This is a genomic window from Limosilactobacillus portuensis (genome assembly GCF_014838735.1).
In the GTDB taxonomy this organism is placed as follows: Bacteria; Bacillota; Bacilli; order Lactobacillales; family Lactobacillaceae; genus Limosilactobacillus; species Limosilactobacillus portuensis.
This window is the reverse complement of the sequence record NZ_JABUXQ010000020.1, coordinates 1-21,249: the sequence shown is the minus strand read 5'-3', so window position 1 is coordinate 21,249 and position 21,249 is coordinate 1. Positions and strand designations below refer to the sequence as shown.

The following is a 21,249-nucleotide window of genomic DNA, read 5'->3' as shown; positions in this document are numbered from 1 at the left end:
CAACGTTGAATTAACGGCTAAAAAGGCACTTTCCCTTATTTTTATTTATTCCTGGCTTAAATTAAAAAACGCCATTACCCAATCCTGTTCAATTGTACACAATTGCTGTATCATAGATAGAGGCAAAGGAGTGGCTAAGAATGGCAAAGTTAGTAATAGTTCGTCATGGTCAAAGTCAGGCCAATCGCGATAATATTTTCACAGGGTGGACCGATGTCCCGCTAACCGAAAAGGGAATTGAACAGGGACAGATGGTTGGTGATGAATTAGCAAAAATGGGGATTCAATTTGATGATGCCCATACCTCCTATATGTCACGAGCCATCAAGACAATGGATATTATTTTGGAAAGAATTGATCAGCTTTATATTCCAGTTTATAAAACCTGGCGACTAAATGAACGTCATTATGGGGCCCTTAGTGGTTTAAATAAGGCCAAGGTTAAGGAAGAAGTCGGCGCAGAGCAATTGCATCGGTGGCGTCGGGGATACAGTGAGGTTCCGCCAAAGTTGAAGCAGCGGCAACACGAACGGCGCTATGATCGTCTTGGTGTTAAGATGCCATACAGCGAAAGTCTAGCAATGACCCAAAAACGCTTGTTGCCATACTGGGAAGACCAGATTGCGCCACGATTAATGGACGGCAAGAACCAACTAATTGTTGCGCACGGGAGCTCATTACGGGCATTAATTAAGTATCTTGATCAAATTCCAGACGATCAAATTGACCAGGTGGAAGTTCCAAACGGGAAGCCGATCCTGTATGAATTTGATCCAGCATTAAATATTACTAAGAAAACTTTTATTACAATGGATGGTGAAGAGAATGGCAATTCATGAGATTAAGAACAATCCGACTCTTAGTGGACAGGTTCGCTTAATTGAAAATGTCGTTTATGCTGCGGCAGATGGTCAAGCATTAAAACTTGAAGTTCTAACTCCATGGACACAGCGTTACCCTCAAGAATACACTACTGAGCCACGACCACTGATTGTGTTTGTTCAGGGGAGCTCATGGCGGTTACCAACGTTTGGGGAGAAGATTCCTCAATTGGTTCAGTTTGTAAAGAACGGCTATATCGTCGCAACGGTACAACACCGTAATTCTTTGGATGGACACCCGTTCCCCGCATTTCTTGAAGACGTTAAAACAGCAATCCGCTTTTTACGGGCAAATGCCAAGAAGTATGCAATTGATCCTTCACGAGTGGCAATCTGGGGGACTTCGTCAGGAGCCAATGCGGCAATGTTGGTTGGCCTTACGGGGGATGATCCGAAGTATAAGACGGCCGATTACGATGATCAGTCAGATGCGGTTTCGGCAGTTGTTTCTTGTTTCGCGCCAATGGACGTTGAAGAGACGTTTAAGTATACCGATAAGGTTCCGGGGAATGATATTTTGAAATACTGCCTCTTTGGGATGGATAAAAAGAAGTGGCCGGAGATTATGCATGAAATGAGTCCACTTTACCGGGTGGTTGAGGGAAGGCAATATCCGCCATTCCAACTTGTTCCATGGGGATGCAGATAAGGTGGTTCCATATCACCAAATGGAAGAGATGGCGCAAAAACTGGAATCAGTTGGTGCCGAGGTTGAGGCTTACCGGGTTACTAATGCCAATCACGAGCGCGACTTCTGGAGCCAAGCAATCTATGATCGTGTGCTGACATTCTTGGATAAGAAGCTGAAACTTTAATAATTAATAGGTTATGTTAAAAAGTTAAATCTATTACCAGTGATTATATTCTAGAGAAAAAGCTACTATGATAATTGTGATAGTACTTGACTGAGCAGGTCGGGTGCTATTTTTATTTATTATCGTTTGCGTGAAAATGTAAAAAAATGTAAAAGAAAAACGAAATGTAAAAGAATGTAAAAGAGAATAAACCGACTGGAGAACTTACCTTAACGATACGCAGAATCCCGATTCAGTCCGCTATGATCCATTACTTTAATTTTTTATGTTGACAACTTACAATAAATAAGTTATATTTTATCCATACTTTATTAGGAGGAACACGTCATGAAAAACATTCAATTTGTTAATGCAGTTGTATGTTGTTGTGGATCGCGTCTTATGCGACCCACGTTTTGGCGTACCCAAATTTAATTTGGCCTGCTAATATTGTCGGGGTAAGTACATAAGGCGCAATTTCAAGTTTAACTTGAGGTTGCGCCTTTTTTAGATCATTTATTTGAAATAATCATTGCGTTTAAGAAAGGAAAAACATCTCATGAAATTCAATACTCAATTAATTCACGGCGGTAATAGCGAAGATCAAACAACCGGAGCCGTATCAACACCAATTTATCGGTCATCCACTTTCCATCAACATCAACTTGGCGGACAGCCAAAATGGGAATATTCACGGACGGGAAATCCTACCCGAGCCTCATTAGAAAAGTTGATTGCTGAATTGGAACATGGGGTTGCTGGCTTTGCCTTTTCATCCGGTTCGGCTGCCATTCACGCTGTCTTTTCACTTTATTCCCAGGGAGATCACTTTGTTGTTGGCAGTGATGTCTATGGCGGGACATTTCGGTTGATCAATAAAGTTCTGAAGCGGTTCGGTTTTGAATTTACGGTCGTTGACATGCAAGATTTGAATGCGGTAGAGAATGCCATTCAAGATAATACGGTTGCCGTTTACTTTGAGACACCGACTAATCCGCTCCTTCAAATTGCCGATATTGAAGCAATCGCCAAAATTGCCAAGAGACACGGCGTAAGAACAATTGTTGATAACACATTTGCTACACCGTACAACCAGCAGCCATTAACTTTGGGAGCGGATATTGTTGTGCATTCTGCAACCAAGTACCTTGGTGGTCATAGTGATGTGGTTGCTGGGTTAGCGGTAACAACGGATCCACAAGTTGCCGAACAGTTGGCCTTTTTGCAGAACTCAATCGGTAGCACTTTAGGTCCAGATGACAGTTGGCTATTACAACGGGGAATTAAGACTCTTGGTGCACGAATGCGGGTTCACCAGGAAAATGCAACCGCGGTAGTTAAGTTCTTACAACAGGATCCACGGATTGGAAAAATCTACTACCCAGGGTTAACCGATTTCCCAGGACATTCAGTTGCGGCAAAGCAAATGAGAAACTTTGGGGCAATGATTAGTTTTGAATTAAAGGCTGAACTTGATGTTAAGAAGTTTGTTGAAGGTCTCCAATTGATTGATTTAGCAGAAAGTCTTGGCGGAATTGAGAGTTTGATTGAAGTGCCTGCAGTAATGACTCATGGTTCAATTCCACGAGAAATTAGGTTAAAGAATGTAATTAAGGATGAACTAATTCGGCTATCTGTAGGAATTGAAGACCCTGAAGATATTATTGCTGACTTAAAACAAGCGTTAGATCAATTAGATTAACTGAGAAAGGATTAGTGAACCATGTGGGAAATAATCAGGACATCGTTACCGCAACTTCTAGCAGCGGGATTTAAATATACAATCCCCTTAGCGTTAATTTCATTTTTCTTTGGCTTAATCATTGCTTTGATAACTGCATTGATTCGGCTGTCACACCAACGAGGACTATTCATGATTTTCAAGTGGTTTGTCCAATTTTACGTTTGGCTTTTCCGGTCGACACCATTGTTGGTCCAATTATTTATTGTTTTCTTTGGACTGCCATATTTAAGGATTCGCGGAATATTGCCTCACGGAATTAAGCTTGAGCCATTTACAGCGGGAATAATTACCTTTTCGCTTAATACTGGAGCGTATGCTTCGGAAACGATTCGGGCAGCAATTAGCTCTGTTGATCATGGTCAGTGGGAAGCTGGGGCGGCGATTGGGATGACTCGCCTCAAAATTTTATGGCGGATTATTATTCCTCAAGCTCTTCGGGTTGCCTTGCCACCACTTTCAAACAGTTTCATTAGCTTAGTGAAAGATACTTCACTGGCTGCCTCAATTACCATTATGGAAATGTTTGAAGTTAGTCAACAGATAGCAGCGGCTAATTATCAACCGCTATTAATGTATACGTTAGTTGCCTTAATCTATGCGGTATTTACAACAGTTCTTTCAGTTCTCCAGCACTATCTCGAAAAGCGGCTGGGCAGTCAGCTAGAAATTAGTTAAGTAGGTGAAGATTAATGAAATTGACCCAAATTAATAAAACGTACGGTAACAAACATGTCTTGAGAGATATTACATTAGAGTTTCCTGCAGGTCAGATTACGGTTCTTGTTGGGCCATCAGGTTCAGGGAAGTCGACAATTTTACGTTCGCTAAACCTTTTTGTTACGCCTGAGAGTGGTCAGTATGACTTTAATGGTCACCAGATTGATTTTAGTCAGCCCGTTAGCAGTAAGGAAAAGTTAGCAATCCGGCGAGAAACGGGGATGGTCTTTCAAAATTATAATCTGTTCCCCCATAAGACAGTCCTTAATAACGTTACTGAAGGACCAACTCAAGTTCTGAAAAGTAGCCGGCAACAAGCTAATGAGTTGGCTAAAGAATTGTTGGCAAAAGTGGGGATGGCTGATTACGGTGACGCTTATCCTAGCGAATTGTCGGGTGGACAAGCACAGCGGGTCGCAATCGCCCGGGCACTAGCAATGAAGCCACAGTATGTTCTTTTAGACGAACCAACTTCAGCGCTCGATCCGGAATTAGAATTGAGTGTGTTAAAAGTTCTTTTACAGTTGGCGCGGGAGAAACAGTCAATGGTTCTTGTAACTCACAACATGGCATTTGCTAAACAAATTGCTGACAAGATTGTTTTTGTAGAAAATGGGGAAGTTATTTACGATGGGGCACCAGAAAAATTCTTCTCTGCGGAAAATCCCAATGAACGGATTAGAAACTTTATCGCTTCAATGACCATGGAGAATTTAAAATAAAAGGAGAAAGATAAGATGAAGATTTGGAAAAAGGTATTGGTAACATTAGCGGCACTCACGGTCGGCACAACTGCGGGAATCGGTAGTATCCACGCAGCATCATCACAGGTAAACTCAGAATTAAAGCAAAAAGGTGAGCTGACGATTGGGCTTGAAGGAACGTACTCCCCTTATTCTTACCGGAAGAACAATAAGCTAACTGGTTTTGAAGTGGAGCTGGGGAAAGCTGTAGCTAAGGAAATGGGCTTGAAAGCTAAGTTTGTCCCGAGTAAGTGGGATTCTTTAGTAGCGGGATTAGGCTCGGGAAAGTATGACGTAGTGATGAATGACATTACACAGACTCCAGAACGAGCTAAAAAGTACAATTTCTCGACACCATATATCAAGTCTCGGTATGTTTTAATTGTTCCTAAAGATAGTAAGATTAAGAACTTGAAGCAAATCAGCGGCAAGAAGATTGTTGCTGGTACAGGGACAAACAATGCTGATGTTGTTAAGAAGTACCACGGTACCCTTGTTCCTAATGGCGAATTTAGCAATTCAGTGGCAATGGTAAAACAAGGTCGTGCTGAAGGGACAGTTAATTCCCGTGAAGCTTGGTATGCTTACAGCAAGAAGAACAGTACAAAGGGATTGAAGATGATTGACGTTTCCAGCGAAGCTAAACCAACTAAAATCTCGGCACTTTTCAATAAAAAGGATTCAGCAATCCAATCTTCATATAACGAGGCTCTAAAGAAGCTTCAAAAAGACGGCACCGTCAAGAAGCTTTCCCAAAAGTACTTCGGCGCGGATATTACAGAATAAGAGTGTGAGCCCGTTAGCCACCGGAAGGTTAGGGCGAGCAGATCTAGGCTCGGTTGCAGTAGACATCCCATCCTATTAACTAACAAATCCCCTAGTATTCAGGAATTTACCTGAGTATTAGGGGAATTTTCGTTTTATATAATTACTCTAATCTTTCCTATACTGATGTTCTAGGCAGCTAAGTCAAGATCTGCGCAGTAGCTGATTGACCTCTTTCATCAACAAGTTGATAGCAAGAAGTCTAATCAGCCTTGCGAGGGTTCACAGACGAAAATAAATTTTCTGGTTCACTTCTTCGTCAGGAGAAATTGCTAGCTTTCCGGAAACTCTTTGGGACGAAGACACTCTCTTCCTACGCCAATGTTCCCATTGGATCCCAAGGCTTGAGGACGATTGGTTCTTGGGCTTGAGCTTGCTTAAGCTTATCACTAAGGTACTTTTTGTTAACGACAATTTGGTAGCAGTACTTATCCATCCAGTCGTCACTCATAACGAAGTAACCCTTAGTACCAACTTTTGGTCCCCAGGAGTTTTCGACCTTCCACTTGGTTGGCTGATCGTTGACCAGATCAACACCGGTAAGAACCATTGCGTGGTCCATCATGCTTTGACCATAGTCAAGTGCTTGGGCCTTTGTCATTTCTAGGTCGGTATTAAATAACTTGGCATAGTCATAAGTGTTTAACGCCATAATCCCAAGCTTGGTCTCTGAATATTTAACAACGTCAGAACCGAACCAAACACTTTCACCAGCCTTAAGTTGGTCGATCGCCAGCTTCTTGAATTCATCCATTGGTAAGTTTAAGTGCTTAATTTGCCGACCACCAACAACGTTACCTAACATGTCGATTGTGTAAGTCTTGTAGTATTCCTTATCAGCAGTCGGTGCTTGAATAACCGAAATGTAGTCGTCAAGGTTCCAGCCGACATACTTCTTGAAGAATTCTTGTGGGGTAATGTTTTCATCCCGGTGGAATTCGTTATCCTTCTTTGTCCGGTATTCAAAGTCAAAGTGACTTGCTGGTTCGCCAAAGGCATATGAAAGCATCCGGTAAACGTCATTTAACATTTCTTTCCGTTTAGTGTTAAGCGCATCTTCATTAGCGTGTTCATCATTAACCATCTTCCGCAAGATTACAGCGTCATGACGCAGCTTATTGTTTAAGAGGTTATTAATCCCGTTAGAACGATTGGAGTTAAATGATTCAGGCATTGCTGATTTAGGCATAACACCATACTTTTCAATGAGGGCGCAAAGCATATCCCATTGACCACCATCAGATTGTGGTGCAGCCATTAGCCATGCGACTTTGCGGTCGTCAGTGGGTAACTTAGCAGTCTTAATCACATTTTCATAGAAGTAATTAGCCTTTTCAAACTTATCCCAGAAGAATTGGTAGGATTGAGAAAGTTCAAAGTTATCAGGTAAGTTAAACTTATGTTGCATGTCGTGACGCATTGTGTTCAGGGCAGCAAACATCCAGCAACGTCCTGATTGCTTTTGGTCAGCAACATCACCAGTTTTTAAATCAATTGAAAAGTGGGGCGCGTTATCAGCAATTGAGTGCCAGTTAAAACTTGCGGCATTAACCCCATTCTTAGTAACGGCATTTTCGAGGACAGCGGATTCTTTTCGTTGATCATAATCTTCGTGGAAATAATTAATTGCGGAATTATCAATTTCAAAACTCACAATTGGTCACACTCCTTAAAATAGTTACTTACTATTATAGTGGTTCCTCAAGAAAAAGGCGACCAAGTAACTTTACTTGATCGTCGTTAATAATATTAATATTTTGCTTCCCAGGTCATCTTTTCGACCGCTTTTTGAGCGTCCTTTGCCGAAGAGAAGCCTTGGTCAATGGCAGATTGGGCAACCGCAATGGCAACTGTCTTGGAGAACTTTGCCATATCTCTAACTGGTGGAAGAACGGCAGCCCCGGGCTTATCCGGATCAACTAACCCAACAAGTGAGTGGGCAGCGGCAGCTAGCATGGCATTATTGATCTTCTTTGATTCGGTTGCGATTGCACCAAAACCAACTCCAGGATAGATCAAGGCATTGTTTGCTTGACCAATGTTATAAGTAGTTCCGTTGTATTCAATATCATTAACTGGAATTCCAGTGGCAACTAAAGCACGACCATCAGTCCACTTCAATAAATCTTCTGCCCGTGCTTCCGCAAGTTTAGTTGGGTTGGAAAGGGGGAAAATGATTGGTCGTTCGGTATGCGCAGCCATTTCTTTAACAATCTCTTCGGTAAATGTTCCTGGTTGAGTAGAAGTTCCGATCATGACAGTCGGGTGAATAGCTTCGACAACGGCAGCTAAGTTAGTTAGTTCATCGGCATTCTTAAATTCACTCCGCTTCCGGGTAAATGGTTTTTGCTTTGGCGTGAGCCCTTCCGTATCGTCAAATAACAAGCCTTGCTTATCAACAAGGTAGAAGTGCTTCTTAGCTTCAGCCGGATCCATCCCCTGACGGACCAGTTCATCAAACAGCATCTTGGCAATTCCCATCCCGGCACTTCCGGCACCGAATGTTAAAAACTTCTGGTCAGCTAATTTTTCCTTAGAAATGTTCAATGCACCAAGGACACCTGCTAAGGCAATGATCCCGGTTCCTTGAATATCATCGTTGAAGGTTAAAATTTTGTCATGGTACTTATCCAGAATTCGGGCTGCCGTTCCCCGACCAAAGTCTTCAAAATGGAGCAGGCTCTTTGGGTACAGTTTTTCAACCGTTTCAACAAACCGGTCAATGAAGTCAAAGTATTCTTGACCAGTAATCCGGTGGTGCCGTTCACCAAGATAGTTTGGATCATTGAGTAATGTTTCGTTATCGGTTCCCGCATCAATTGAAATTGGGAGGACTTGAGAAGGATCAACCCCAGCGGCAGCGGTATAAACCATTAACTTACCGACAGCAATGTCAACACCATCAACACCCCAGTCACCAATCCCTAAAATCCCTTGAGAATCGGTAACAACGATTAGGCGAATGTCGCGATCAGCACTAACATTTTGAAGGCTTTGCTCAATGTCTTCAGGGTGCTTAACGGAGAGGTAAACGGCGTCTTGGGGGCGAAGGTATCGTTCGTTGTACTTTTCAATTGATTCAGCAATTACTGGATCATAAACGATTGGCATCATTTCGGTAATGTGCTTTTTCATTAAGTAGAAGAAGAGTGTTCGGTTAGCGTTGAACACTTCCATTAAAAAGTGACGCTTTTCAATTCGGGAAGTCTTGCTTTGGTAGAGGGCATAGGTATCAGCTTCTTGTTCTTCAATTGTCTTTACCCGAGGTGGCAAAGTACCGACTAGCCCTAACTTCTTCCGTTCATCTAATGTAAATGCAGTCCCCTTGTTTTTAAAGGGATTATTAAGAATTGACATTGCGTCTGTCATTGCAAAGGATCTCCTTTAATTTATTATTGATATTGCAATGATATGAAGCAAATTAGCGTATAGTCAAATTTGTGCTATCCTATAAATAAAATTGATATACTAAAGACGATCATCCATTCTCAAGGGTAAAAATGAAAATTAGGGATTTAGAATATTTTATTGAACTTGTTAAAGATAAAAATTTTTCGGTAGTTGCCGATCATTTTCAGGTCAGTCAACCGACAATTACAATGGCAATTAACCGGTTAGAAGAAGAGTACGGGACAACCTTTTTTATTCGTGATCACGTCCACCACCAGATAACAGTCACTAAGGTCGGCCAGCAGTACGCTCAACATGTCCGCATGATTTTACGTGAACTAGCAATTGCACGCCGGGAGATTGACCACGCTAAGCTAAATAAGATTCGCTTTGGCTTGCCACCAATTATCGGTAACTACTATTTCCCACCGCTTACTCCACGGCTGCTTCGCACAAATTTAATTGGTAAGTTGGAGGTTACCGAAGAAGGATCAGAGAATTTACTGCAAATGTTACTGAGAGGAGAATTAGATATTGTTCTTCTTGGATCTGCCAGTCATCTTCAGCAACCAGAACTGTCGGTTAAGGAGTTTGCTCAGTACCCATTTCACATTATTATGAGTCGGAAGCATCAATTGGCAGAGAAGCAGAATTTACAATTTGCTGATCTGAAGGGACAATCGTTTATTTTGCCAGATACCGATTTTATTCATGAAAAAGCCTTTCGTAAAATGTGTCGGCTTGCCCATATCCGTCCCAAAGTTATTTACCGAACGAATGATATCCATATTATCAAGAATATGGTAGCTGAGAATTTAGGAGTTTCATTTTTAACTAAATTAGCGATTACGCCTAACGATCGGTTGGTTAATGTAGCCTTGGCCGATCCGCAGCAACCAGTATTTCATCTTTCACTAGTCGCGCGCCGTAATGAGATCCTTTCACCTGCTAAAGAAAAGTTATGGGAGCTAATTCTTGATTATAGTGGTAGGGAAAATTAGTGAGAAGCTGGGAATTAACCCATTTAAGAGCCTATTTGGATTCCCGCAATTAGACTCAGTAAATTCGGAAATTGCTGGTAATAGTAAAAAGCTGAGAAAGAACCAAACGTTTTTCTCAGCTTCATTAAGATCATTTATTAAATTTTACGTTCTTACATTATGGACGGGCATGAAAGAATTTTGGCCCATCTTGGGTACCAACAAGAATGTCATTAACTTGGTTTAGGAACAACCCATCTTCAATTAGACCAACCATCCCGATCAATTCTTCATGAAGAGCGAATGGGTCATTAATGTCTTCCAGGTGGAGATCAATAATGAAGTTTCGTTGGTGTGTCCGGAACTTGTCACTGTTATCAGGAAGCATTCGCCATGTTGGGTTGTAACCACGTCGAGCCAACTTAGTAAAGAGGTGCTGACTTCCGTATGGAGTAACCTCAACTGGTAGTGGAAATGCTCCTAAGTGGTGAACTAATTTTGATTCATCAACAATCCACATTACGTGGTCAGAATAGTTGGAGACAATCTTTTCCCAGAGGAGAGCGCCACCGCCACCCTTGATTCCTTGGAAATTATCACTGATTTCATCAGCCCCATCAATAGTAAGGTCAATATGATCAACATCATCAATTTCTTCAACCTTAATCCCAAGACTTTGAGCTTGGCGAGTAGTTCTGTTTGAGGTTGTAACACAAACAATATCAGATAAATCACCATTCTTAACATGCTCACCGAGTGCTTCCACCAAGCAGTGAACGGTTGTCCCTGTTCCTAGGCCGACAACCATCCCTGGACGGATGTACTTAACTGCTTCACGGCCAACTTGTTGTTTTAGCTCATCTTGATTCATGAGTTTCCTCCTTAGAAACGATCTTCAGGTAATAATAATTGTTGGTATTCGGGATGTATCTTAAACTGTTTGACAGCATAAGGACACATTAATTTTACGGTTAGTTGATGGGTAGTGGCGTACTTAACGAATTGGCGAACCAACTCTGCCGCAATCCCTTTGCCACGGTAATCAGGGTGAACGAAGACCCGCTCAACAACGACCCGATCAGGCACCCCTGTTATTTTTGGAAAGCTTATTTCGCCCACGAAGGGTTGTTGATCATCACTAGCGACAATTCGGTTTTCTTCAACCTTGTAATCCATTTGATCACATCCATTCCAAATCTATTCAGTGTAAAGCAATACCATAAATCCTATATCTATTTTATAATAAGTAGATAGTTTATAAAAAGGATTAGGTGATATAAATGAAACGCGGATTTAAGATTGTTTCAAGCAAGCAGGATCAGGGGCTTCATTTACCAAGTCGGCAAACTGCCAATGCAGCTGGTTATGACTTTGAAGCTGCGGAAGATTTTGTTCTTCCATCAATTTGGAAAGGGAACTTCTTAAAGACCCTTTGGAAAATTCATCAGCAATCAAAGCTAAGCCCTGATGAACTTAAACACGCTGATCAATGCCTTAAACCATATCTAGTCCCAACTGGAATTAAGGCTTACATGCAGGATAATGAATTCTTGCTATTAGCTAATCGTTCTAGTGGTCCGCTAAAGCGTCGGTTAATCCTTCCAAATGGTGTCGGCATTGTGGATGCTGATTATTATGATAATGATAGTAATGAAGGCGAAATCTTCTTCCAACTCATTAACTATGGATTAACGGATTATCAGATTAAGAAAGGTGAACGAATTGGTCAAGGAATCTTTATGCCATTCCTTGTCGCTGATGACGAGAAACAACCAATCGCACGGCGGACTGGTGGCTTCGGTTCAACCAAAAAGTAATATAGCAAATCTTGAATAAAATCGGAATAATTTTAGGCAAATTTTTCTCAAAATGCCCAGATTTTCGTTGGTGGAACGGTCCAATAGTTTTTTTTAAAAGGATTGGTAGGGCGCACTTTTATTTCAGGATCGTTGTTAGTAAGTAAGTTTAGGTAATGAAAGGATGGCATGAATGGCCAAAGTAAAAACACAATATGTTTGTCAAAATTGTGGCTATAATTCACCACGGTATTTAGGAAGGTGTCCTAACTGTGGTGAATGGAATACGTTAGTTGAAGAACAAATCCAGTCTTCAAGTTCTAGTGCAGCCACAAAACGGCCAACCACGACGTTAACTGGTTTGGTTGCCAAGCCACAGAAAATTGGTGAAATTAATAGTCACGAGACGCCCCGGGTAAAAACCAAATTGAACGAGTTAAACCGGGTCCTTGGTGGCGGATTTGTTCCGGGGTCGTTAATTTTAATTGGTGGGGATCCTGGTATTGGGAAATCAACGTTGCTCCTGCAAGTTTCTGGACAATTATCAAGTGAACATCACCGGGTCCTTTACGTTTCTGGAGAAGAAAGTGCTACTCAAATCAAAATGCGGGCAGAGCGGCTTGATGTGGCAGCAGATGATTTTTATATTTACCCAGAAACCAATATGGACAGCATCAAGGACACGATTCGTGAACTAAAACCAGAATACGTGGTAATTGATTCTGTTCAGACGATGCAGGCAACAGATGTCACTTCAGCGATCGGGAGTGTTTCGCAGATCCGTGAAGTAACCGCTCAGTTAATGCAAATTGCGAAGAGTAATAATATTACGATCTTTGTTGTTGGACATGTTACTAAAGGTGGGGCAATTGCTGGGCCAAAGATTTTAGAGCACATGGTTGACACTGTCCTTTACTTTGAAGGGGATCTTCACCACACATACCGGATCCTCAGGTCAGTTAAAAACCGTTTTGGGTCAACCAATGAGCTGGGAATTTTTGAAATGCATACGAATGGTTTGTCAGAGGTAAAAAATCCTTCAGAAATCTTTCTTGAAGAACGGTTAAAAGATGCCACTGGCTCGGCTGTCGTTGTATCATTAGAAGGGACGCGACCAATTCTTGTTGAAATTCAAGCTTTGGTGACGCCAACTGTTTATGGAAATGCTCAGCGAACTGCTACTGGTTTGAACAGAAATCGGGTATCATTGATCATGGCGGTTCTTGAAAAGCGTGCTAACTTGATGCTCCAAAATCAGGATGCCTACCTGAAGGCTGCTGGTGGTGTAAAATTAGATGAGCCGGCAATTGATCTGGCAATTGCGATTAGTATTGCATCGAGTTATCGGGACAAGGGAACGCAAGCCACGGATGCATTCGTTGGGGAAGTCGGGTTAACTGGTGAAATTCGGCGGGTTAACCGGATTGAACAGCGTGTCGCCGAGGCACAGAAGCTTGGGTTTAAACGAATCTTTGTTCCAAAGAATAATTTGAAAGGGTGGCAAGCACCAACCGGGATCGAGGTTGTCGGGGTAACCACCCTCCGCCAAGCATTGCGTCTTGCATTAGGTTAATTTATAAAGGAGGGATGTAATATGCGAAAACGAATTATTCGGTTGATATACGTTATTGTTGGTGCCGCAACTGGTTTCTATTATTTGCCATTATTTTGGGACTTAGTTAATTTTCATTTAAATAGTGCCTTATTAGTCTTTATGGATATCGTTATTGGTGCTTTGATTTTCTTTCTCCTTTCACTACCACTTGCCAAACCAACTGAACAGTTAGTTGCACGGATTGAAAAGAGTCTGACAAGCTTAAGCCCAGTTTACCTGTTTTTTGGGACGCTACTGACAATTGTTGGCTTAGTTCTCGCGGTGTTAATTTCGATTCCGCTATGGCGAACGGGAATCCCAGTTGTTAATAATGTTTTACCGATCTTGTTAATGATCATCTTTAGTTATTTTGGCTACCGGATTGGGACAACCCGACTCGATGATTGGAAAAATTTACTTTCTGGTAACCGAATTCGGCCGAAAAATCCGAATACCGAAGTGATTGACCAAAAGGATGAGAACTATCATCATTACAAAATCCTAGATACGAACATCTTAATTGATGGTCGAATTTATGATTTGGTAAAGACTGGTTTTCTGGAAGGGACATTACTCGTGCCTAATTTTGTTCTTTATGAACTTCAATACATTGCCGATTCTGGTGAAAGTATTAAGCGAGTTCGGGGACGACGAGGATTAGACATCCTAAATAAGTTACGGAAAGAAAAGATCGTGCCAATTGAAATGTACGATGGCGACTTTGAAGATATTCCGGAAGTTGATAGTAAATTGATTGCGTTAGCTAAGAAGGTTAACGGGGTCATTGTCACTAACGACTATAATTTGAATAAGGTTATTCAATTCCAAAATGTCCAAGTTCTGAATATTAATAATCTTGCTAAATCGTTGCGCCCACGGGTAATTCCTGGTGAAACGCTCAAGGTTGTTGTTGTGAAGAACGGGACTGAACGTCAGCAAGGGGTTGCGTACCTTGATGATGGAACCATGGTTGTCGTTGAGGATGGTCGTTACTTTATGAATGAACGAATTGAAGTAGAGGTCACTAGCGCATTGCAAACTGATGCTGGTCGGATGATCTTTGCTCGACCACTCCATTCACGTCGGGGGATCAACGAAAAAAATAGCGAATCCACAAAGGACAATAAAAAATCAGCAAAATCTGATAAAGAGTCTAAATAGTTGTTTACAAATGACTGAGAATCTTTTATCCTAGACACCGTAGAAGTTAATTCTTAACTTTAACGGTGTTTTTTTAGTTAAAGTTCGTATTTAAGATTGGAGCGGATTGAAATGACAGATATAGAAATTGCTGACCAAGCCACACTCGAACCGATTAATAAGATTGCTGAATCAATTGGTCTTGATGATGACCAGATTGAACAATACGGGAAGTACAAGGCTAAAATTTCATTGCCAGTTGCCGAAAAACCAGGGAAGAAGCATAAGCTAGTTCTTGTGACTTCAATCAATCCGACTCCAGCCGGTGAAGGAAAGTCAACTGTCTTGGTTGGCTTAGGGGATGCCTTAAACCAATTAAACCACCAAACAATCATTGCAATGCGGGAACCTTCGATGGGGCCTGTGTTCGGAATCAAAGGTGGGGCAACCGGTGGAGGTTATAGCCAAGTAATTCCGATGGAAGACATTAACTTGCACTTTACTGGTGACCTTCATGCACTAACTAGCGCTAACAACACATTAGCTGCTTTAATTGATAACTATGTAATGCGGGGAAACGAATTAAACCTCGACCCGCGCCGGATTATTTGGAAACGGGTAGAAGACGTTAATGACCGGGCATTACGGAATGTTATTACTGGCCTTGGTGGAATTATGCAGGGGGTTCCGCGGCAAACCGGCTTCGATATTACTGCTGCTTCAGAATTAATGGCGATCTTGTGTCTTTCCACTGACTTGATGGACCTCAAGAAGCGGATCAGCCGAATTGTTGTTGGTTACACCTACGACCGGGAACCAGTAACTGTTGGCCAACTCGGCTTTGAAGATGCGATTACAATTCTTTTAAAGGACGCTATTAAGCCTAACCTTGTGCAAACCCTTGACCATACTCCAGCGATTGTTCATGGTGGCCCGTTTGCTAATATTGCTCATGGATGCAACAGTATTTTAGCTACTCAAACAGCATTAAAATTGGCAGATTACACCGTTACAGAAGCTGGATTTGGGGCTGACTTGGGGGCCGAAAAGTTCCTTGACATTAAACGACCGGTCTTAGGAAAGAACCCAGATGCAATTGTTATTGTCGCTACGGTTCGGGCCCTTGAATACAATGGTGGCGCTAGTTTAGACGAAATTAAGGAAGAACAATTACCAGCACTAGAAAAGGGAATCGTTAACCTGAATCGTCATATTAAGAATATGCAACGTTATGGCTTACCAGTAGTAGTTGCCATTAACCACTTCATTAATGATACTGATGCTGAGGTCAAGTTTATTGAAGACAATTGCAAGCGGCTCGGGGTTAACGTTGTGGTCGCTGATAGTTGGGCTAAGGGCGGCAAGGGAACCCAAGATCTTGCTAAGGAAGTTGTTCGCTTAGCTGACCAAAAGAGTGATTTCAAGCCCCTTTACGATTCTAGTGATTCGATTGAAGAAAAAGTCAATACAATTGCCAAAACAATTTACGGAGCTAAAGAAGTTTCGTTTAGCAAAAAGGCGAAGAAGCAATTGAAGCAGTTTGCAAAGTTAGGCTGGAATGATCTTCCCGTCTGCATTGCCAAGACCCAGTACTCCTTTACTGATGACCAAACTCAGCTTGGGGCACCAACAGACTTTACTTTCCATATTCGGGAATTCGTTCCTAAGCTCGGTGCTGGCTTTATCGTTGCCCTTTCAGGTAACATGATGACCATGCCTGGCCTTTCCAAAACTCCCGCTGCCGTCAACATGTCCATCGACGCTCAGGGTAGGATAAAGGGGTTGTTTTAGTAAATAGAGTGCGAGCCCGTTAAAACCTTCCGGTGGCTAACGATTTCTCCGACGAACGACGTCTTGTCGTCGAAGTCGGAGGTCGTTAGCTCGAGGAAGGTTAGGGCGAGCAGATCTTAGCTATGCTGCATTAAGAGCAGCAATTTCTCCTGACGAAGGCGACTAGCGCCTAGGAGAGAGGTCATTATCTTGAGGGAGCTTAGGCTGAACGTGTTTTGCTCTGTTGCATTAGAAGTTGTTAATCATCTTAAAAATAAAAAGCGAGAACAGCTAAATCTTAGCCGTTCCCGCTTTTTTATGATCCAAAAAGAGATAGCTTAAGAAATAGCTATCTCTTGAGGAGTATTACGAGGACTTGGGGTATCCTCATATTAATTATTTTTTCGGTTACTATTGGGAGGAGTAATTGAAAAATAATAGGTTTCATTAGTAGTAAAGATTATATCTTTACTATGCTTTATATACTACCAGGAGAATGTGAAGAAATTGTGACTATTAAGTAAAAAAACTTTTTTCTCGAAAAAAGATCCAGTAATATGTTCATTTAACTAGATATGTTAGTATTATGGGTATAGATATGAAAGGAGCAGACAGTCATGCTAACAATTTATAATACATTGACTCGTAAACAAGAAGAATTTAAACCGCAAACCCCAGGAGTTGTTAACATGTATGTCTGTGGCCCAACGGTGTATAACTATATTCATATCGGTAACGCGCGTTCAGCGATTGCCTTTGATACAGTGCGGCGCTACCTTGAATTTAAGGGGTACAAGGTGAACTATGTTTCTAATTTTACTGACGTTGATGATAAGATGATCAAGGCCGCTCATGAGCAAGGAATTACAGTTCCCCAATTAGCAGATAAATACATTCAAGCATTTATGGAAGATACTAAGGCAATTAATATCGAACCAGCGACAATGCACCCGCGAGCAACCGAAAACATTCCTGAAATCATCAAATTTGTTCAGGGATTGATTGATAAGGGCTATGCATACGAAAAAGATGGGGATGTTTATTATCGTGCCCGGAAATTCAAGGACTATGGTCAATTATCAGGTCAATCAATTGATGATCTTGAAGTTGGGGCGAGTGAACATGTTAGTGCTGATGAAGTTAATAAAAAAGAGGATCCAATGGATTTCGCCCTTTGGAAAGCTGCTAAGCCGGGAGAAATTAACTGGGATTCACCATGGGGAAAGGGACGACCAGGCTGGCATATTGAATGCTCAGTAATGTCGACTAAGTACTTGGGAAAGACGATTGATATTCATGGTGGTGGTCAAGATCTAGAATTCCCCCACCATGAAAATGAAATTGCTCAAAGTGAAGCAGAAACTGGGCAGAAATTTGTCCGTTACTGGATGCATAATGGCTTTGTTACTATCGGCAAGGACAATGAGAAGATGAGCAAGTCGCTGCATAACTTTATCACTGTTCATGACATTATTAAGCAGGTCGATCCTCAAGTATTGCGGTTCTTTATGGCAACTACTCAATATCGGCGACCAATTCAATACAGCGAGGACAATCTGATTGACGCTAAGAATAATTTGGAACATATCCAAACAGCATTTGATAATTTAACCTATCGCCAAAAGGATGCCCAAGCTGGCGCTGATCCAGTAGTTACCCAAAAATTGGCTGATTTTAAGCAATCATTCACAGAAGCAATGGATGATGATATCAATGTTCAAAATGGGATTACCGTTGTTTACGAACTAGTTAAGTACGCAAACGTTTATGCCCAACAAGAAGAGGTTAAGGCGGATGCGCTAACCGAAATGAAGGATCTAATTTCTGAATTAGTTAGTATTTTTGGGGTGAAGTTATCATCAAGTGATAATGAGCTTAACGATGAACATATCCAAGCGTTGATTGATGAACGAAATGAGGCGCGGAAGAATAAGGACTTTGCCCGGAGTGACCAAATTCGTGATGAATTAAAGGCCCAGGGAATTATTCTTGAAGATACGCCACAAGGAACGCGGTTCAAGCGAGTAAAGAAGTAGACAGGAAGGAAATTAATGGAACAAGCAGATTATCAACAATTAAACGGGATTGCCCTTGCTTACTTGGGGGATGCTGTTTACGAAGTATTTATTCGTCAACATCTTTTAAGTCAGGGGCTAGCAAAGCCGACTAAGCTTCAGCACATTGCAACTCATTATGTCTCTGCAAAAGCGCAAGCGGCATTGATTGATCTGATGAAGCAGGATGACATTCTAACTGAGGATGAGTGGAGTTACTTTAAACGGGGGCGAAACGCCAACAGTCACACGCACGCAAAACATACTTCTGTTCTAACTTATCGGATATCGACTGGTTTTGAAGCAATGATGGGTTACCTGCAATTGGCGGGGAAACAAGACCGAATCGAAGAGTTAGCAGAATGGTGCATTCAGCAAGTTGAAGCAGGGAGAACGAAGCATGAAAACTGAAAGCAATGATTTTATTATTGGTCGCCACCCGGCAGTGATGGCACTGAAGTCCGATCAAGAAATTAATAAGGTCTTTATCCAATCAGGATTAAAGTCTGATGCCATTTCACAAATTATTAAATTAGCAAAGGAAAAGCGGTTAGTAATTTCAAACGTCCCCAAGACAAAGCTCGATCAGATGAGTGAACACCAAAATCACCAGGGCGTGGCCTTGGCGGTTGCTGCTTACCACTATGCAACGATTGATGACCTGTTTGAAAATGCTGCTAAACATGATGAAGATCCATTTTTCCTAATTCTTGATGAATTAGAGGATCCGCATAATCTTGGCTCAATTATTCGGACAGCCGATGCAGCCGGAGTTCATGGAATTATTATTCCCCGGCGTCGCGCTGTTGGGTTAACTTCGGTTGTTGCTAAAACATCTACTGGAGCAATTGAACACGTTCCGGTTGCCCGAGTTACTAACCTGGTTCAAACAGCTCAAGAATTGAAGGACCGGGGAGTTTGGTTATTTGGAACCGATATGAAGGGGACTGATTACCGACGCTGGAATGCAAAGGGAGCGGTAGCATTAGTTATCGGTAATGAAGGAAAGGGAATTTCTTCATTATTGAAGAAGAACTGTGATGAGATGCTTACTATTCCAATGATTGGTCACGTTCAAAGCCTTAATGCAAGTGTGGCAGCGAGTCTGTTAATCTACCAAGGATTTAATTCACGCCACCCATTATAGAAAAATAAATCCTCCTTTCTGCTTGCTTAGAGCAGAAAGGAGGATTTAACTATCAATAACGTTAATTTGATATTTTTGCCGGATAGCGTTTTGGACTTGGCTATTTAATTTATTTACTGGTAATCGTTTAATAAGTTTAGCGTTAATGAGGATCCTTTTTTTATTATTGGAGGTACAGGTTATTAATGATATTGAATCACTGGAGCCTTCAAATGGTTTCTCCACATCCGATGGTGAAATAACCTGTTTGCTTTCGATTTTATATTCTTTAGCAATTTTGAAATTTGTAATTATAACTTTTCGTCCCGTTAAAGAATGAAAAGCTAGTGGAGTGAATAATGCAGAGCAGTTTTTATGACCGAGATTATGGGCGCCAATAACTAAATGACTATTACTGCTTATATAATGCGGTTTAAGCATCCCCGCACCAAATGTATAAGTTCCGTTATCTGTATAATTAGCGAGCGGAACATTCATATTAAGTGAGGGAACTAAGATTGCACCAACGTATTCCGGAGAATCTCTAATCGAACCTATAATTATTGAGTTTAAACTAAGTAACTTTACGGATTCCCAATCACATTTTTTTATTGCCTTAGGAAGTGGACTTTCACTAACAATTTTAGGACTATGGTAATTGATGATTGCTGATTGAAGCAATAGTGATAATTGCGGAAATAGCAGCGGAATCGAAAAAACAGTTAAAAATACACTAATTATTATCAGAATAAGATATTGAACCTTTTTCATAGGTGATTACTTCTTATTCTCTAAGATTAATTGACCAGCTTCGGTTAATGAAACAATTAGCAATGCGTATCCTAGATTGCGTAACCTCGCATCCAGATTGTAGTAGTGGCGCGTCTGGAATAATACCTTTTGCGAATTATTAGAAGCTTGATGACTGTCGATGATTCCATCATAAATAACGGTACCGAAATTTCCTAAAAAGGTCAGTATTATTAATAGCATTTCAAATCGCTTAATAATCTTATTCTTATTCATTGATTTTCACCACTTAATAATTGATTTATCTTAAATATATCAAGCGACTGAATTGCGCAATAGAAAATTAAGCGTAAATATCCGTTGTGTTTAGTAAATGCACAATTAGTGTAAAAAAAATTAAGCTCCCTTACGACATGAGATATAATACTTTTTTGTAATGAAAGGGTTGGGAGACATGGATATAAGAACAATAACGACAAAGAGAAGAATTCAAGAAGGATTGTTCAATCTTCTTAAGGTTAGAGAATTTACGAAATGCAATGTTAACGAGATTGTTGAGTATGCTGAAATTAGCAAAAGAACTTTTTATGCATACTATAAAGGAAAGCATGATCTACTAAATACAATTGAGACTCAATTGCTTAAGGGATTAAAAGAAAATTTGGCAATTGATCGTGAAAAACTTACACAAATTAAGCATATTCCTAGCGCTGAAGAAATTAATAAGTTAGCTGACATTGCTTTTAATAATACAATTGCGTACTGTAACCGAAATAAGACGGCTTTCTCTGGGTTACTATCCCAAAATGGCGATATTTATTTTTATGGCAGATTGCAAGAAATAACTTGAACGAATTTAGTGACGTAGATTAAGCAAGAAGATCTCGATTGGTGTATGCCAATTAAGACATTTAAGTGGCCGTGAATTCAGATACCAATTGATTT

The 21,249-nt window shown here is 41.1% G+C and carries 20 protein-coding genes and 1 pseudogene; 15 read left to right on the top strand and 6 right to left on the bottom strand.

Translation table 11 applies throughout. The features are described from left to right. Positions 1-140 precede the first annotated feature (140 nt). From HUK49_RS07495 to HUK49_RS07470, 6 genes and pseudogenes are all read left to right on the top strand, one after another. Positions 141-839 (top strand): 2,3-bisphosphoglycerate-dependent phosphoglycerate mutase, encoded by a 699-nt coding sequence (locus HUK49_RS07495; RefSeq protein ID WP_191913252.1) that lies wholly within the window; start codon positions 141-143, stop codon positions 837-839. Further along, positions 826-1,696, top strand: a pseudogene (locus tag HUK49_RS07490) (prolyl oligopeptidase family serine peptidase). The gene HUK49_RS07495 and the pseudogene HUK49_RS07490 overlap by 14 nt, the downstream one beginning before the upstream one ends. A gap of 538 nt (positions 1,697-2,234) precedes the next feature. Beyond that, positions 2,235-3,377 carry a trans-sulfuration enzyme family protein gene (locus HUK49_RS07485; RefSeq protein ID WP_191913251.1) on the top strand — a complete coding sequence of 381 codons (1,143 nt, stop codon included), beginning with the start codon at positions 2,235-2,237 and terminating at the stop codon, positions 3,375-3,377. Positions 3,378-3,398: 21 nt separating this feature from the next. After that, on the top strand, positions 3,399-4,094 hold the full coding sequence (locus HUK49_RS07480) for an amino acid ABC transporter permease (protein WP_191913250.1): 696 nt from the start codon (positions 3,399-3,401) through the stop codon (positions 4,092-4,094). A 14-nt stretch (positions 4,095-4,108) separates the two neighbouring features. Continuing rightward, positions 4,109-4,858: an amino acid ABC transporter ATP-binding protein gene (locus HUK49_RS07475; protein ID WP_191913249.1), complete on the top strand. Its 750-nt coding sequence runs from the start codon at positions 4,109-4,111 to the stop codon at positions 4,856-4,858. Between the two features lie 15 nt (positions 4,859-4,873). Beyond that, complete coding sequence (locus HUK49_RS07470) at positions 4,874-5,665, top strand: transporter substrate-binding domain-containing protein (RefSeq protein ID WP_191913248.1); 792 nt, start codon at positions 4,874-4,876, stop codon at positions 5,663-5,665. Between the two features lie 352 nt (positions 5,666-6,017). On the opposite strand, the gene HUK49_RS07465 is transcribed toward HUK49_RS07470, so the two are convergent. Next, positions 6,018-7,358 carry a C1 family peptidase gene (locus tag HUK49_RS07465; RefSeq protein WP_191913247.1) on the bottom strand — a complete coding sequence of 447 codons (1,341 nt, stop codon included), beginning with the start codon at positions 7,356-7,358 and terminating at the stop codon, positions 6,018-6,020. A 95-nt stretch (positions 7,359-7,453) separates the two neighbouring features. Further along, positions 7,454-9,073 carry a malolactic enzyme gene (locus tag HUK49_RS07460; RefSeq protein ID WP_191913246.1) on the bottom strand — a complete coding sequence of 540 codons (1,620 nt, stop codon included), beginning with the start codon at positions 9,071-9,073 and terminating at the stop codon, positions 7,454-7,456. Positions 9,074-9,204: 131 nt separating this feature from the next. Between HUK49_RS07460 and HUK49_RS07455 the strand changes: the two genes are divergently transcribed. Then, entirely contained in the window at positions 9,205-10,095 is an 891-nt protein-coding gene (locus HUK49_RS07455) for a LysR family transcriptional regulator (RefSeq protein ID WP_191913245.1), read from the top strand. A gap of 157 nt (positions 10,096-10,252) precedes the next feature. On the opposite strand, the gene rpiA is transcribed toward HUK49_RS07455, so the two are convergent. Both rpiA and HUK49_RS07445 read right to left on the bottom strand, forming a co-directional pair. Next, positions 10,253-10,945 carry a ribose-5-phosphate isomerase RpiA gene (rpiA, locus tag HUK49_RS07450; protein WP_191913244.1) on the bottom strand — a complete coding sequence of 231 codons (693 nt, stop codon included), beginning with the start codon at positions 10,943-10,945 and terminating at the stop codon, positions 10,253-10,255. An 11-nt stretch (positions 10,946-10,956) separates the two neighbouring features. After that, positions 10,957-11,250: a GNAT family N-acetyltransferase gene (locus HUK49_RS07445; RefSeq protein WP_191913243.1), complete on the bottom strand. Its 294-nt coding sequence runs from the start codon at positions 11,248-11,250 to the stop codon at positions 10,957-10,959. A gap of 104 nt (positions 11,251-11,354) precedes the next feature. Between HUK49_RS07445 and HUK49_RS07440 the strand changes: the two genes are divergently transcribed. The 7 genes from HUK49_RS07440 to rlmB all read left to right on the top strand — a co-directional run bounded on the left by HUK49_RS07440 (position 11,355) and on the right by rlmB (position 19,575). After that, positions 11,355-11,891, top strand: a complete 537-nt coding sequence (locus tag HUK49_RS07440; protein ID WP_102168603.1) for a dCTP deaminase/dUTPase family protein — start codon at positions 11,355-11,357, stop codon at positions 11,889-11,891. A gap of 172 nt (positions 11,892-12,063) precedes the next feature. After that, on the top strand, positions 12,064-13,443 hold the full coding sequence (gene radA, locus HUK49_RS07435; RefSeq protein ID WP_191913242.1) for a DNA repair protein RadA: 1,380 nt from the start codon (positions 12,064-12,066) through the stop codon (positions 13,441-13,443). A 21-nt stretch (positions 13,444-13,464) separates the two neighbouring features. Beyond that, a complete protein-coding gene (locus HUK49_RS07430) occupies positions 13,465-14,625 on the top strand; it encodes a PIN/TRAM domain-containing protein (RefSeq protein ID WP_191913241.1) in 1,161 nt (386 codons plus the stop codon). Between the two features lie 111 nt (positions 14,626-14,736). Continuing rightward, complete coding sequence (locus HUK49_RS07425; RefSeq protein ID WP_191913240.1) at positions 14,737-16,395, top strand: formate--tetrahydrofolate ligase; 1,659 nt, start codon at positions 14,737-14,739, stop codon at positions 16,393-16,395. A 596-nt stretch (positions 16,396-16,991) separates the two neighbouring features. Next, positions 16,992-18,410, top strand: coding sequence for a cysteine--tRNA ligase (gene cysS / locus HUK49_RS07420; RefSeq protein WP_191913239.1), 1,419 nt, complete (start codon positions 16,992-16,994; stop codon positions 18,408-18,410). A 15-nt stretch (positions 18,411-18,425) separates the two neighbouring features. Next, positions 18,426-18,839, top strand: coding sequence for a Mini-ribonuclease 3 (locus HUK49_RS07415; protein ID WP_003717520.1), 414 nt, complete (start codon positions 18,426-18,428; stop codon positions 18,837-18,839). Next, on the top strand, positions 18,829-19,575 hold the full coding sequence (rlmB, locus tag HUK49_RS07410) for a 23S rRNA (guanosine(2251)-2'-O)-methyltransferase RlmB (protein ID WP_191913238.1): 747 nt from the start codon (positions 18,829-18,831) through the stop codon (positions 19,573-19,575). The genes HUK49_RS07415 and rlmB overlap by 11 nt, the downstream gene beginning before the upstream one ends. 45 nt (positions 19,576-19,620) lie before the next feature. Here rlmB and HUK49_RS07405 read toward each other — a convergent pair whose 3' ends face one another. Continuing rightward, positions 19,621-20,325, bottom strand: coding sequence for a sortase (locus tag HUK49_RS07405; protein ID WP_191913237.1), 705 nt, complete (start codon positions 20,323-20,325; stop codon positions 19,621-19,623). Positions 20,326-20,331: 6 nt separating this feature from the next. Next, on the bottom strand, positions 20,332-20,580 hold the full coding sequence (locus HUK49_RS07400; RefSeq protein WP_102168610.1) for a hypothetical protein: 249 nt from the start codon (positions 20,578-20,580) through the stop codon (positions 20,332-20,334). Between the two features lie 178 nt (positions 20,581-20,758). On the opposite strand from HUK49_RS07400, the gene HUK49_RS07395 reads away from it, so the two are divergent. Continuing rightward, the gene (locus HUK49_RS07395) at positions 20,759-21,154 is read left to right on the top strand and encodes a TetR/AcrR family transcriptional regulator (RefSeq protein WP_191913236.1); all 396 of its coding nucleotides are present in this window, start codon (positions 20,759-20,761) and stop codon (positions 21,152-21,154) included. The last annotated feature ends 95 nt before the right edge of the window (positions 21,155-21,249 follow it).